Genomic DNA, 13,743 nt, shown 5'->3' on the forward strand with positions numbered 1-13,743 from the left:
ACCCGCTTTTCGGCATGCGTATGCATTCATGTCGGGGCTTTGGCGGCGGCCGGAATGTCCAGCCAGCCGGCGTCGATTTCGGGCAGCGGAATGGCCGCGATGAGGTCGCGCGTGTAGGTCTCTTTCGGGGCCTCGAACAGCGCGTCGGTGGCGCTGGCCTCGACGATTACGCCTTCGCGCATGACGATGACTTGCCGGCACAGCCGCCGGATGACCGACAGATCGTGGCTGATGAAGGCGACGGTTAGGCCCATCTCCGCTGCCAGCTTCTCCAGCAGGGTCAGGATCTGCGCCTGCGTCGACACGTCGAGGCCAGAGACGATCTCGTCGGCCAGCACGAATTTCGGCGACAGCGCGAGCGCGCGGGCAATGCCGACGCGCTGGCGCTGGCCACCCGACAGTTCGTGGCGGTAGCGGCTGGCAAAGCTCTGCGGCAGCCCGACCCGCTGCAGTGCTTCGGCGACTCTGGTCTTCAGATTGTCGCCAAGCCCGTTCTGCCTGAGCGGCGCGGCGATGATGCTGGCAATGGTGCGGCGCGGATTGAGCGACGACATAGGATCCTGGAAGATCATCTGCAGGTCACGGCGCAACGGCCGCAACTCCGCCTCCGGCAGATGGGCGATGTCGCGACCCTCGAAGCTGATGCTGCCGGCGCTCGGCTCCAGCAGCCTAACCAGCGCGCGGCCAAGCGTCGACTTGCCGGACCCGGACTCGCCGACAATGCCGGTCACCGACCCCCTCGGCAGGTCGAAGTCGAGCCCTTTCAGGATCTCGGCCAACGGCGCGCGGCCGATCAGCGGCTTGCGGGTCATGTCAGGCAGCGCGACCTTCAGCCCGCGCACGGAAAACAGCGGCTCAACCATGGGGCCGCCTCCACGCCAGGTCTGCCGCTGCGATCTCGGCGGCAAGCCCAGCCAGCACCGCTTCGTCCACGGGTTTCAGCGAGGCGAAGGGGTCGGTATAGCGCGGCGTCGCCGCCATCAGCGCCCGCGTATAGGGGTGCTGAGGGGCGGCAAAGAGCGCTGCCGTTTCGGCTTCCTCCACCACCTTGCCGGCATAAAGCACCGAGACCTTCTGGCTGATCTTGGCGACGACGCCGAGATCATGGGTGACGAACAGGATCGCGGTGCCGTGCTCGCGCTGCAAGGCGGCGATCAGGCGCAGAATCTGCTTCTGCACGGTGACGTCGAGCGCCGTGGTCGGTTCGTCGGCGACGATCAGCCGGGGTTCGGCGGCGAAGGCGGCCGCGATCAGCACGCGCTGGCGCATGCCGCCGGAGAGCTCATGCGGATAGCTCTTCAGCACGCGCTCGGGGTCGCGGATCTGCACCTCGTCCAGCAATTGCCGGATGCGGGTGTCGGCCTTCTCGCCGCTCCAGCCGAGAATGCGCACCAGCCGGTCGGTCATCTGCGGGCCGATGCGGCGCGACGGATTGAGCGCGGTCAGCGGATCCTGCGGGATCAGCGCCGTGCGTGCGCCGATCAGCGTGCGCCTTGCCTTGGGCTGAAGCTTGCCGAGGTCTTCGCCCTCGAGCAGCATGTCGCCTTCGACGATGCGCACGCTCGACGGCAACACACCAAGCACCGCCTTGCCGATCATCGTCTTGCCGGCGCCGCTCTCGCCGACCAACGCGCGCACCTCGCCGGGCTGCACGGAAAGCGACACCGAGCGCAGCACGCGCTGGCCGTTCGGCAGCACGGCGCTGAGATTGGCGATGTCGAGACAGGCGCTCATCGCAGCACCGGGTCGAAACGCGCCTTCAGCGCTTCGCCGAATTGGCTGAACGACAGCACGGTGAGGATCAGCGTGATCAGCGGAAACACCAGCACCCACCATGCCTGGTGGATGGACAGCCGGCCCTCGGCGATGATGCCGCCCCAGGTCGGATCGTCGGTCGAGATCGACAGGTTGACGAAGGACAGGATCGCCTCGACGATGACGGCGATGCCCATCTCCAGGGACAGCAGCGCCACGATCGACGGCACCACATTGGGCAGCACTTCACGCAGCATGATGCCGATGCGGCCATAGCCGGCGATGCGGGCATTTTCGACATAATCCATGCGCGACTGGCCCATCGCCTCGGCGCGGATCACCCGGCAAAAGCGCGTCCAGTCGATGATGGCAATCGCCAGGATGACGGAGCTGAGGCCCGTGCCCAGCACCGCCACCAGCAGGATGGCGAACAGCACCGGCGGAAACGCCATCCAGATATCGACGATGCGCGAGATGATGCGATCCGCCCAGCCGCCGAAATAGCCTGCGATCAGCCCGAGCGTCGAGCCGACGAGGCAGGCGGCGATGGCCGCCGCGAATGCGACGATGAAGGCGATACGGCCGCCGAAGATCAGCCGGGACAACAGATCGCGGCCGAGGCTGTCGGTGCCCAGCCAATAGCCGGGCTCGGCGCCATCGAGCCAGAAGGGCGGCAGCCGCTCCAGCATCAGATCCTGCGCCAGCGGGTCCTGCGGCGCGACCAGCGGCGCGAAGATCGCCGCCAGCAGCGCCAGCAGCAGCCAGCCGCCGGCGAGCCACAGCCTGGGGCTCAGTCCGCGTCTTGAGGCCCTATCCATGGCGCAGCCTCGGATTGAGCAGCGCATACATCATGTCGACGGCAAGGTTGATCAGCACGAACAGCAGCGCGAACACCAGCACGATGCCCTGGATCAGCGGCAGGTCGCGGTTGATGACGGCATCGATCGCCATATTGCCGAGGCCTTCATAGGAAAACAGCCGCTCGACGATGACGGTGCCGCCAATCAGGAAGGTGAACTGCACGCCGACCAGCGTCAGCGTCGGCAAAGACGCATTCTTCAGCGCCTCGCGCAGGATGACCTGCGTCTCCGAAAACCCTTTCACTCGCGCCAGCACGACATAGTCGAGGTCGAGCACTTCCTTCAGCGACTGTTTCAACAGTTGCGATATGATCGCCGCCAGTGGCAGCGCCAGCGCCACCGCCGGCATCAGCATGTGTTTGAGGAGATCCCAGGTCAGGTCGAAGCGCAGCCGCATCAGGCTTTCGAAGAAATAGAACTGGGTGACGAAGGGCAGGTCGAGCTGCGGCGACACCCGGCCGGAAATGTCGAAGATCGGCACCAGCACGCCGAACAAAAGGATCAGCACCAGGCCCCACAGGAAATCGGGAATGGAGAGTGCCGCCCCGCTGGCGATGTCGATGCCGGCTTCCACCGCCGTGCCGCGTTCGCGCGCGCCGAGAATGGCCGTCGTACCGCCGAGCGTCACTGCCATGATCAGCGCGACGATGGCTAGCTCCAGCGTGGCCGGCAGCCGGTTGAAGACGAGGCCGAGCACATCCTGCCTGAGCGAAATCGAGGTGCCGAAATCGCCCCGGACCACGCCGGACAGCCAGATGAAGAATTGCTGCACGATGGTCTTGTCGAGCCCGTAGAGTGCGCGCAGGCGGGCGATGTCGTCATCCGTCGCGCCGGGCGGCAGCATCATGGCGATCGGATCGCCGGGCGCGACGCGGATCACGACGAAAACGACGACGGCCACGCCGAACAGCGTGATCAGCATCGTCAGGAGACGGATCAGGAATCGTTGCAGGAGCATGTAAATCTTTGCAGGAGCCTGCTGGCTCGTATGCCTGATAGAAAATGCGCGCCGTCGCTATGGACGGCGCGCGGCAAGTTCAGGCCGATATCAGGCCGGGGTCATCAGGGCCGGCAGCAGCGCACCGGAAATGTGCTGCACGACATTGACCTTCTTCGAGTGCACGATCGGCTGTGCGTACTGGATGAGCGGCAGCACATAGGCCTCTTCGGCAATGTACTTGTCGACCGCTTTCCAGCCAGCGATGCGCTTGGCCTCGTCCTTCTCGCCCCACAGCGGGCCGATCTTGGCGTCGAGGTCGTCGGTCTTCCAGGACGAGTGCGGCGAGGGCCCGAACATGGCGAAACCGGTCGAGGTGGTCGGATCGCCGATGGAATTGCCCCAATTGTAGAAGGCCGCCGGCGCCAGCTTGTGCGCGGCGCGCAGTTCATAATGCTTGGCGATCTCGTAGACCTCGATCTCGGCCTCGATGCCGACCTTGCGCCACATGCCGACGATCGCCTGCACCATCTCGTAGTCCTTGGGCTTGAAGCCCTTGGTCGTCTGAATGGTGAACTTCGCAGGCTTCTTGGTCGAATAGCCGGAGGCGGCGAGCAATTTCTTGGCCTTTTCCGGATTGTGCTCGACCTTGATCGACGGATCGTAGGCGGCGTATTCCGGCGTCTCCAGCGTGTCGATCGGCTGGCCGTAGCCGCGCAGCAGCCGCTTGACCAGAAGCTCCTTGTCCACGGCCATGACGGCTGCCTGGCGGACATTCTTGTCGAGCATGGCATCCTTGTTGTTGAAGAAGATCATGCCGATGTCGGAGACATTCTTGATCGAGCCGGCAAGTCCGTCCTTGGCGATCAGGCGGTCATATTCCTCGTAGGGGATTTCGAGCGTCACCTGCGAGGAGCCGGATTCGATCTCGGCGACGCGGCTCGCCGCGTCGGTGACGAACTTGATCGTCACATTTTCGAAAGCCGGCTTGCCGCCCCAATAGTTCGGATTGGCCTTCAGCCGCAGGAAGGCGTTGCGCTCGAACTTTTCCACCATGTAGGGGCCAGTGCCGATCGGCGCCTTCTCGAAACCTTCAGCGCCGACCTTCTCGTAGTAGGCCTTCGGCAGGATGTAGCCGGTCAGGAACGACATCCATTTGAAATAGACCGGGTCGAACTGCACCACGTCGCCCGTGATCTTGTTGCCGTCGATCTTGAAGTTGTTGACGTTCTTCCATACGAACTGGATCGGGTTGCCGGTTTTTTCGTCGCCCGCGCGCTGCAGCGACCAGACAACGTCCTCGGGCGTGAACGGCGAGCCGTCATGCCATTTCACGCCCTCGCGCACCGTCATCGTCACCTTGGTGCGGTCGTCGTTCCAGCCCCATTCGGTAAGCAGGCCAGGTGCGAAGGACAGGTCGGGCTTTTGCGAGATGATCTGGTCGAACACCGACTGGTAGAGACCCTGGATGGTCGGGTTGACAGCCGAGGGTCCGGTGGTCGGATCCCAGGACGGCAGGTTTACATTGTAGGCGATGGTCAGTTCGCCGGCAGCGGCCTTGGCGATTTTAGGCAAGCCAATGGCGGCCACGCCGAGTGCAGCGGCACTGTATCCCAGCAATTCGCGTCTGTTGATTTTCATGGTCGTTCCCCTTGTTGGTTATTGTCTTTGCGCGGCACCGTCCGTTCATTGGTTCAGGCTTCGTGGCAGCAGCGCCTTGCCTCTCGTCGCCTTGATAAAATCGTTGGAGCCTACCTCCCGCCTAGCTGTTGCGCGAGCATGAAACCCGAGGCCGCACCGGTGCCGGCGCCCGGCCATGTCGCGGCTCCCGTCAGATGCAGATTGCCGACCGGCGTGTTCCAGCCGGCATAGCCGCGCGCCGGGCGGAACAGAAAGTTCTGCGCCAGATGATGGCTGCCGCAGACTTGATCGCCACCGACAAGGTTCGGGTTCTCGCGCTCGAGATCGATGGGCGAGAACACCGATCGGCCGAGGATTTTGCTCCGCAGGCCGGGCGCATAAGTCTCGATGATGTCGAGCACGCGCTCGGCGTAGGCGTCCTTGACCTGATCCCAATGCGCGGGCGCGATCTTGCCGCCGGCATCGCCTGTTATCTCGGCAGGCAGCATGCGCACCTGCACCCACAGCACATGCTTGCCCTGCGGCGCGCGTGACGGATCGATCGCGGTCGGTTGGCCGACGACCAGAACCGGTTCGTCCGGCAGCATGCCGGCCATTGCCTGCTGGTAGGTGCGCGACATGGCGTCGAGCGAGGGTGACAGATGCACATAGGCGAACTGCCGCAGCTCAGACCCGGCGCGCCAGCCCGGCAACTCGTCCAGCGCCAGATGGATCATCATCGTGCCCGGCGCGTACCGAAACTTCTTCATCGCCGTGTCGAAGCCGGCATTGCCGGAACCGCCGGGCAGCAGCGTGCCGGTCAGCGCCTTGGGCGCGACGCCAGCGATAACGGCTTTGGTCGCCGTATGCGTTTCACCGGAAGTGAGCCGCACCCCGGTCGCCTTGCCGTTGGAAACCGTAATCTCTGACACTTCGGCGCCGGTGACGATCTTGCCGCCGGCAGATGTGACCATGCCGGCCAGTGCCCGGATGATGGTGTCGGCGCCGCCCTTGCCCAGCACCATGCCGAAACTCTGGTTGGCCATCGATTCCAGATAGGGGAACACCGCACCTCCCGCGATGTCGGGGGCGAAGTCGAGGTGCATGCCCCAGGTGGCGAGCGTCGCCCGCACATAAGGCGACTCGAAAGTCTCCTCCAGCCACGTGCGGGGTGAGGACAGCAACAGCCTTCCCGTGTCGAGCGCGCCGGCGACACCCTTCTTGCGCCACAGGTTCCACGCCGTGCCGGCCAGCGCACGGGCGCTCATCGGCGAGCCTAGCAGCCTGAACAGATGCTCGGCCTCGCCCGGGAAGGCGGCTACCAGCTTTCGCCATGTCGCGGCATCGGCGGCGGAGAAAGCGGCCATGCGGCTCGCCGTCTTTTCCAGGTCGTTGCTCACGCCGAACCAGCGTCCATCCGGAAAGGCGCTGGCGAAACAGTCGGCGACCGGCGCGAATTCCAGGCCCTGCGTTTTCAATTCATTTGCATATTTCCGGTGAAAGGCAGAGCCGGCAAAGAGGCTCAGATTCATCGCGCCGAAATCGTGGCGGAAGCCGGGAAGGGTGAATTCGCGGGTCTGGACGGCGCCGCCGATCGTGGAACTGCGCTCGAAAATCCCGGTTTTCCAGCCTTTGAGCGCCAGATGCGCGGCGCATGCCAGACTGTTGTGGCCCGCCCCGACAAAGATGGCGTCGAACTCGCTCACGCCCCGTTCCCATTTCCTTTATGCTTAAAGATAATTGCAGATGCATATGTTTTCGTCTAGTAGGATATTAAGGGCCGAGACGAGCCTTGATCATCACTATCAAAGAGGGAACAGAAGACCATGGACACCCAAAAACTCCTCGGCGAAGTCGCCGGCCAGTTGCTGTCAGGCGCCATCAAGGTGGTTGACCTCTCGGCGCAACTCGGGCCTGACACGCCGCTGATCAAGCTGCCGCCGGAGCTTGCCGTTGACACGCCGAAGGTCGAGATCCATTCGATCTCCCGCTATGACAAGAACGGTCCGTGGTGGGCGTGGAACTGGCTGAAGCTCGGCGAGCATTCGGGCACGCATTTCGATGCGCCGCAGCATTGGATCACCGGCAAGGACTATCCGGACGGCGCCACCGACACCATTCCGGCGCAGAACTTCGTCGGCCCGGTCAATGTCATCGACTGCTCCAAGGAAGCCGCCGCCGACCACGATTTCCTGCTCACCGTCGACCACATCAAGGCGTGGGAAGCCAAGCACGGCGCCATTAACGCCGGCGAGTGGGTGGTGATGCGCACCGACTGGTACAAGCGCAACGGCTCGGAAGCCGAGTTCCTCAACGCCAACGAGACCGGCCCGCATACGCCCGGCCCGACGGCCGAGGCCATCCAGTACCTGATAGCCAAGGACATCAAGGGCTGGGGCTCGGAGACGATCGGCACCGACGCCGGCAAGGCCGGCGGCATGGAGCCGCCGTTCCCGGCGCACACGCTGATGCACAAGGCTAACCGCTACGGCCTCGCCAGCCTCTGCAACCTCGACCAGCTGCCGCCGAAAGGCGCCATCCTGATCGCGGCACCGCTGAAGATCGAGCACGGCACCGGCAGCCCGATCCGCGCACTGGCGCTGGTCTCGGGAAAATAGAGCGAGGTGGGGTCTTCGGGAGAAGATCATGCGCCCGACGGTCGAGAGCAACTCTCAATGAAAGCGCCCGATCACATCATCGTCGGCAGCGGCATCAATGCGCTGGTCTGCGCGGCGGTGCTTGGCGGCAAGGGTGCCAAGGTGCTCGTCCTCGAACGCAACGACCGCATCGGCGGCTGTATGCGCACCGAGGAGATCACTGCGCCCGGCTTCATCCATGATGTGATGGCGACGACCTTCGTGCTGTTCATCATCTCGCCGGCCTTTGCGGCATTGGGCGGCGACCTCGCCCGGCACGGGCTGGAGTTCTGCCACACCGGCACGCCGACAGGCGTGCTCACCCCCGACGGCAGCCATGCGGTGCTCGCCACCGACCGCGCCGCCAATGTCGCCGCCCTCAATGCGATCGCGGCGGGTGATGGCGACCGGCATGCCGACGATGTCGGCGGCATCGAGCGCAATGCCGGCCTGCTGTTCGGCCTGCTCGGCGGCAGCCTGTGGTCCTATCCGACGGCCAAGCTTTTGGCCGGCGATGCCTGGCGGCGCGGCCCGCGCGGCCTTGCCGCCTTTCTCGGCGAGGCGCTGGCGCCGGCACGCGGCTGGCTGGAAAGCACCTACCAGTCCGAAACCATCCGCGCGCTCTGGGCGCCCTGGGTGTTGCATGCCGGGCTTGGGCCGGAAGACGCCTTCTCCGGCCAGATCGCCAAGGTGATCGCCTTCGCGCTGGAGGCGGCCGGCGCCCCTATCGTCAAGGGCGGGGCGAAGAACCTGCTGTCAGCCTTCGAGGCGCTGATCACCGAGCGTGGCGGTGTCATCGCCACTGAAGCGGATGTTACCTCCATCATCCTGGCTGGTGGTCGCGCCACCGGTGTGCGGCTGGCCTCGGGTGAAACGGTGCATGCGAGGAAGAGCGTCATCTGCTCGGTCACGCCGACGCAGCTTTATGGCCGGCTGCTAGGCAGCGAGGCGCCCAAAGCCGATATCGAGGCAACGCGGAAATACCGATACGGCAAAGGCAATTTCCAGATCCACTACGCCCTCGACAAGCCGCCGGTGTGGCGCGGCGGAGGGCTGGACAAGGTGGCGCTGCTGCATCTGACGCCGGGCCTGGATGGGGTGTCGAAAGCCTGCAACGAGGCAGTGCGCGGCTTGCTGCCGGAAGTGCCGACCATCTGCGTCGGCCAGCCGCATGCGCTCGACCCGTCGCGCTGTCCGGAGGGCAAGGCGATCCTCTGGCTGCAACTGCCCGAGGCGCCGCGCCACATCAAGGGCGATGCCGCCGGCAAGCTGCAGGCCCCGGCTGACGGGCAATGGACCGACGCATTGCGCGAGGCCTATGCCGACCGCGCCGAAGCGATCCTCGCCAGCCATATTGACGGCTTCAAGGACAATGTCATTGCGCGCCGCGCCTATTCCCCAGCCGACCTCGAAGCGATGAACATCAATCTGGTCGGCGGCGATCCCTATGGCGGTTCCTCGACCATCGACCAGTCCTTCCTGTGGCGGCCGTTCAAGACCAGCCACAACCACAAGACCGGCATCAAGAACCTATACCATATCGGCGCCTCGACCCATCCGGGCGCGGGTCTCGGCGGCGGTTCCGGCTTTCTTCTGGCGGGGAGGCTGTGATGGAACAGAAGGTCGCGGAAAAGCGCCAGCGCATTTCGACCCTCGGCCAGATCGGCCTGCAGCAATTCGCGCCCTATCTGATGAACCGCATCATGGGCCGCTACAACGCCACTTTGCGCGACGATTTCCGCAAGCAGGGCCTGACCATTCCGCAGGTGCGCACGCTGGCTGTCCTATCGGTCACCGATGGCGTCACCGTCAACGACCTATCGGTCTACACGGTCATCGAACAGTCGACCTTGAGCCGCACGCTCGACACCCTGGAGGGGCAAGGCTTCGTGCGGCGCGAGCAGGGCGTCACCGACAGCCGCATCCGCCATGTCTTCCTCACCGATGAGGGCCGCGCCGAGTTCACCCGTGCCTGGCCGGCCATGCATGACGCCTTCGAGGCGATGTTCGAGGGTATCGACGATGCCGAATATGCAGCACTGATCGCCACGCTTTTGAAGATGCTGAAAAACATTCGCAAGCACGACATCTAATGCATGTCGCCCAAAAGTGGATCCGGTTTTGGGAAAACGACATGCATAAAAAAGGACTCTAGACCTACGCGCCGCCATTGCCGGGCGGTAACGGAAGGAGCAGAAAAATGGCCGAACGGTCTTTTGCCAAGGAAGTCGAAAAGCTGCGGCTTGGCGCCGGCGAGGAGTTTGCCGGTGAAGGCATCCTCGCCATCACCAAGGCGCTGCTGCAATGCGGCGTTGGCTATGTCGGCGGCTACCAGGGCGCGCCGATCAGCCATCTGATGGACGTGCTGGCCGACGCGCAGGACATTCTGGGCGAGCTCGGCGTGCATTTCGAGGCGAGCGCCTCGGAAGCCACCGCCACCGCCATGCTCGCCGCCTCGGTGCATTATCCCATTCGTGGCGCGGCGACCTTCAAATCGACCGTCGGCACCAATGTCGCCTCCGATGCGCTCGCCAACCTCGCCTCCGGCGGCGTCACCGGCGGCGCGCTGATCATCGTCGGCGAGGATTATGGCGAGGGCTCCTCGATCATGCAGGAGCGCAGCCATGCCTTCGCCATGAAGAGCCAGGTCTGGCTGCTTGATCCTCGCCCCAACCTGCCGTCGATCGTCAAGGCGGTGGAGGACGGCTTCGAACTGTCCGAGATTTCCAACACGCCGGTCATGCTGCAGGTGCGCATCCGCTGCTGCCATGTGCACGGCCACTTCATCGCCAAGGACAACAAGCGCCCGCCGATGACGGTGGCCGATGCGCTGGAAGCACCGCGCCGCGACACCGGCCGCATCGTGCTGCCACCCGCCTCCTTCCTGCATGAGAAGGAGAAGGTGGCGAAGCGCTGGCCGGCGGCGGTCGATTTCATCGCCAAGAACAGGATCAACGAATTCTTCGGTTCGGATCACGGCTCGGTCGGTATCGTCATGCAGGGCGGCATGTACAATTCGGTCATCCGCGCGCTGCAGCGTCTCGGCCTTGCCGACACCTATGGCGAGACGGACGTGCCGCTCTACGTGCTCAACGCCGTCTATCCCTTGATCGACGACGAGTTCCTGTCCTTCTGCGAAGGCAAGCAGGCGGTGCTGGTCGTCGAGGAAGGCCAGCCCAATTACATCGAGCAGGCCTTCGCGGCGATGCTGCACAAGGCCGGGCGTGGCACCCGATTGGTCGGCAAGGAATATCTGCCGATGGCCGGAGAATATACCGGCCAGGTCATGCTCGACGGCATCGGTGCTTTCCTGCGCGCCGAGGCGCCGCATCTGCTTCCGGGCGAGGTGCGCGCGCCCAACAAGGTCGGCGAGGGCGTCGACACAGCCGATCTTATCAACGTCGTGCCGGGCAGGCCGCCGGGCTTCTGCATCGGCTGTCCGGAGCGGCCGATCTTCGCCGCGACAAAACTGGTCGAACAGGAACTCGGCAAGCACCACATCGCGTCCGATATCGGCTGTCACCTGTTCTCGATCATGCCGCCTTTCGAACTCGGCGCCACCACCATGGGCTACGGGCTGGGGCCGGCCTCGGCCTCGGCGTTCAATTCGCCCGATGCCAAGCGTCGCTCGATCTCCTTCGTCGGCGATGGCGGCTTCTGGCACAACGGCCTCACCTCCTCGATCGGCAATGCCGTGTTCAACAAGAATGACGGCGTCATCGTCATCGTCGACAATTTCTATTCGGCCGCCACTGGCGGGCAGGACATCCTGTCCTCGCGCGCGGGGAACAAGACCAAGTCGACGAAGCATCCGATCACCGAAGCGGTGAAGGGCATGGGCGTCAAATGGCTGCGCCATGTCGACCGCACCTACGATGTCGGCAAGATGCAGGACACGCTGCGCGAAGCGCTGACGACGGAAGAGAAGGGACCGAAGGTCATCGTCGCCTCGTCCGAATGCATGCTCAACCGCCAGCGCCGCGAAAAGCCGCTGGTCGACAAGGCGATCAAGGGTGGCGAGCGAGTCGTAAAGCCGAAGTTCGGTGTTGACGAGGACATCTGCACTGGCGACCACGCCTGCATGCGGCTCTCCGGCTGCCCGTCGCTGTCGGTGAAGTCGCTTGACGATCCGCTGCGTGACGATCCGGTGGCATCTATCGACCAGAGCTGCGTCGGCTGCGGCAATTGCGGTGAAGTGGCTGATGCCGCCGTGCTGTGCCCGTCCTTCTACCGCGCCGATGTCGTGCACAATCCGAGCCGCTGGGACCGTTTCCTGGAATCCACGCGTCGCGCGGTGATCAGCCTTCTGCAGCGACGCCGCGAAAGCCGGCGCCTGACCTTCGCCGATGCTTGACGCTGTCCCGCCATTCCACGCCAAGGCCGGCGCCCAGGATGACGAGCGTGTCATCAAGCTCGCCGTGCTGGCGGTCGGCGGCCAGGGCGGCGGCGTGCTGGCCGACTGGATCACCGATGTCGCCGAGCGCAATGGCTATGTCGCGCAGTCGACCTCGGTCGCCGGCGTGGCGCAGCGCACCGGCGCCACCATCTATTATGTCGAAATGGCCCGTGACACCGGCCGGCTGCCAGTCTTCGCGCTGTCGCCCTCGCAAGGCGATGTCGACATATTGATCGCGGCGGAACTGATGGAGGCCGGCCGCGCCATCATCCGTGGTTTCGTCACGCCCGAGCGCACCACGCTGATTGCTTCTTCGCACCGCATCGCCGCCGTGTCGGAAAAGATCGAGCCGGGCGACGGCCGGGCCTCGTCCTCCAAGGTGCATGCCACGGCGGAAGCGGCGTCCAAACGCTTCATAGCCTTCGACATGGAAAAGATCGCCGCCGACAACGGTTCGATGATCTCGGCCAGCCTGCTTGGCGCGCTGGCGGGGTCGGACGCGCTGCCTTTCACGCGCGAAAGCTACGAGCAGGCGATCGGTGCCGGCGGCCGTGGCGTCAAGGCCAGCCTCGCCGCCTTTGGCGCTGCGTTTGATCGCGCGCGCGGCACGGCGGCACCTGTGTCAAAGCCGGCAGAGCCGGCGATTGTCGAATCCGCCCTGGGGCGCGTCAGCGGCCCGCAAGGCCTCCTGCAGGGCTGGCAGGCGCTCGCCGCTCGCGTCGACCTGATGCCCGTGGCCATCCGCGATATGGCGCTTCGCGGCTTGCGAAAGGTCGTCGACTACCAGGACATCGCCTATGGGCGCGAGTATCTCGACCGGCTGGACAAGGCCGTCGCGCTGGACAGCGTCGACCATGCTTATGCGCTGTCCATCGCCGCCGCCAAGCATCTGGCCAACGCGCTGTGCTATGACGACATGATCCGCGTCGCCGATTTGAAGACGCGCTCGACGCGCGACAGGCGCGTGCGCAAGGAGGTCGGCGTCAAGGACGGCTCGATCCTGCAGGTCACCGAATATTTCCATCCTCGCATCGAGGAGTTCTGCGGCACGCTGCCCGCGGGGCTGGGCAGCTACATCGAGAACCGGCCGAAGCTTGCCGCCTTCCTCGACCGCCGCATCAACCACGGCCGCCGCATCCGCACCGACAGCTTTGCCGGCTTCGCGGCACTCTGGTTCATCGGCGGGCTGCGCCGCTGGCGGCGCAGCCTGCTGCGTCACAAGGTCGAGACCGCGCATCTCGATCGGTGGTACGCATTGGCACTTGGATATTTGCCCCAGGACTATGCGCTCGCCGTCGAAATCCTCAATTGCCGCCGGCTGATCAAGGGCTACAGCGACACCCATGTCCGGGCGCAGTCGAAATTCGACCGCGTGCTTTCCGCCCTTCCCATGCTCAAGGGCCGCGACGATGCCGCCGACTGGATCCGCCGCCTGCGCGAGGCGGCGCTGAAGGACGAAAAGGGCGACATGCTCGACGGTGCGCTGAAGACCGTGGCGACGCTCTGAGCCGGCCCGGCAATCGGATCGCCGTGACACAC

The 13,743-nt window shown here is 64.7% G+C and carries 11 protein-coding genes; 5 read left to right on the forward strand and 6 right to left on the reverse strand.

Going from position 1 to position 13,743, the window contains the following annotated elements:
* Positions 1–26: 26 nt before the first annotated feature.
* The 6 genes from MAFF_RS22265 to MAFF_RS22290 all read right to left on the reverse strand — a co-directional run bounded on the left by MAFF_RS22265 (position 27) and on the right by MAFF_RS22290 (position 6,878).
* Positions 27–863: an ATP-binding cassette domain-containing protein gene (locus tag MAFF_RS22265; protein ID WP_010913227.1), complete on the reverse strand. Its 837-nt coding sequence runs from the start codon at positions 861–863 to the stop codon at positions 27–29.
* Positions 856–1,734, reverse strand: coding sequence for an ABC transporter ATP-binding protein (locus MAFF_RS22270; protein WP_010913228.1), 879 nt, complete (start codon positions 1,732–1,734; stop codon positions 856–858). The genes MAFF_RS22265 and MAFF_RS22270 overlap by 8 nt, the downstream gene beginning before the upstream one ends.
* Positions 1,731–2,600 (reverse strand): ABC transporter permease, encoded by an 870-nt coding sequence (locus tag MAFF_RS22275; RefSeq protein WP_010913229.1) that lies wholly within the window; start codon positions 2,598–2,600, stop codon positions 1,731–1,733. The genes MAFF_RS22270 and MAFF_RS22275 overlap by 4 nt, the downstream gene beginning before the upstream one ends.
* Positions 2,566–3,573 (reverse strand): ABC transporter permease, encoded by a 1,008-nt coding sequence (locus tag MAFF_RS22280; RefSeq protein WP_010913230.1) that lies wholly within the window; start codon positions 3,571–3,573, stop codon positions 2,566–2,568. Before MAFF_RS22280 ends, MAFF_RS22275 begins: the two co-directional genes overlap by 35 nt.
* Positions 3,574–3,663: 90 nt before the next feature.
* Positions 3,664–5,193 carry an ABC transporter substrate-binding protein gene (locus tag MAFF_RS22285; protein ID WP_010913231.1) on the reverse strand — a complete coding sequence of 510 codons (1,530 nt, stop codon included), beginning with the start codon at positions 5,191–5,193 and terminating at the stop codon, positions 3,664–3,666.
* 110 nt (positions 5,194–5,303) lie between these two features.
* Positions 5,304–6,878: a phytoene desaturase family protein gene (locus MAFF_RS22290; RefSeq protein ID WP_010913232.1), complete on the reverse strand. Its 1,575-nt coding sequence runs from the start codon at positions 6,876–6,878 to the stop codon at positions 5,304–5,306.
* Between the two features lie 120 nt (positions 6,879–6,998).
* Here MAFF_RS22290 and MAFF_RS22295 point away from each other — a divergent pair, with 120 nt between their 5' ends.
* From MAFF_RS22295 to MAFF_RS22315, 5 genes are all read left to right on the forward strand, one after another.
* Positions 6,999–7,790 (forward strand): cyclase family protein, encoded by a 792-nt coding sequence (locus tag MAFF_RS22295; protein ID WP_010913233.1) that lies wholly within the window; start codon positions 6,999–7,001, stop codon positions 7,788–7,790.
* Positions 7,791–7,847: 57 nt separating this feature from the next.
* A complete protein-coding gene (locus MAFF_RS22300; protein ID WP_010913234.1) occupies positions 7,848–9,419 on the forward strand; it encodes a phytoene desaturase family protein in 1,572 nt (523 codons plus the stop codon).
* Positions 9,419–9,901 carry a MarR family winged helix-turn-helix transcriptional regulator gene (locus MAFF_RS22305; protein WP_010913235.1) on the forward strand — a complete coding sequence of 161 codons (483 nt, stop codon included), beginning with the start codon at positions 9,419–9,421 and terminating at the stop codon, positions 9,899–9,901. The genes MAFF_RS22300 and MAFF_RS22305 overlap by 1 nt, the downstream gene beginning before the upstream one ends.
* 107 nt (positions 9,902–10,008) lie before the next feature.
* Positions 10,009–12,162, forward strand: coding sequence for an indolepyruvate ferredoxin oxidoreductase subunit alpha (locus MAFF_RS22310; protein ID WP_010913236.1), 2,154 nt, complete (start codon positions 10,009–10,011; stop codon positions 12,160–12,162).
* Positions 12,155–13,711, forward strand: a complete 1,557-nt coding sequence (locus MAFF_RS22315) for an indolepyruvate oxidoreductase subunit beta family protein (RefSeq protein WP_010913237.1) — start codon at positions 12,155–12,157, stop codon at positions 13,709–13,711. The genes MAFF_RS22310 and MAFF_RS22315 overlap by 8 nt, the downstream gene beginning before the upstream one ends.
* The last annotated feature ends 32 nt before the right edge of the window (positions 13,712–13,743 follow it).

Source organism: Mesorhizobium japonicum MAFF 303099, from assembly GCF_000009625.1.
GTDB lineage: Bacteria > Pseudomonadota > Alphaproteobacteria > Rhizobiales > Rhizobiaceae > Mesorhizobium > Mesorhizobium japonicum.

Bases quoted from the DNA above. Each gene is read 5' to 3' on its own strand.
- MAFF_RS22280 (WP_010913230.1), bottom strand. From the start codon at position 3,573: ATGCTCCTGCAACGATTCCTGATCCGTCTCCTGACGATGCTGATCACG.
- MAFF_RS22275 (WP_010913229.1), bottom strand. From the start codon at position 2,600: ATGCGCTGCTCAATCCGAGGCTGCGCCATGGATAGGGCCTCAAGACGC.
- MAFF_RS22265 (WP_010913227.1), bottom strand. From the start codon at position 863: ATGGTTGAGCCGCTGTTTTCCGTGCGCGGGCTGAAGGTCGCGCTGCCT.
- MAFF_RS22285 (WP_010913231.1), bottom strand. From the start codon at position 5,193: ATGAAAATCAACAGACGCGAATTGCTGGGATACAGTGCCGCTGCACTC.
- MAFF_RS22305 (WP_010913235.1), top strand. From the start codon at position 9,419: ATGGAACAGAAGGTCGCGGAAAAGCGCCAGCGCATTTCGACCCTCGGC.
- MAFF_RS22300 (WP_010913234.1), top strand. From the start codon at position 7,848: ATGAAAGCGCCCGATCACATCATCGTCGGCAGCGGCATCAATGCGCTG.
- MAFF_RS22310 (WP_010913236.1), top strand. From the start codon at position 10,009: ATGGCCGAACGGTCTTTTGCCAAGGAAGTCGAAAAGCTGCGGCTTGGC.
- MAFF_RS22295 (WP_010913233.1), top strand. From the start codon at position 6,999: ATGGACACCCAAAAACTCCTCGGCGAAGTCGCCGGCCAGTTGCTGTCA.
- MAFF_RS22270 (WP_010913228.1), bottom strand. From the start codon at position 1,734: ATGAGCGCCTGTCTCGACATCGCCAATCTCAGCGCCGTGCTGCCGAAC.
- MAFF_RS22315 (WP_010913237.1), top strand. From the start codon at position 12,155: ATGCTTGACGCTGTCCCGCCATTCCACGCCAAGGCCGGCGCCCAGGAT.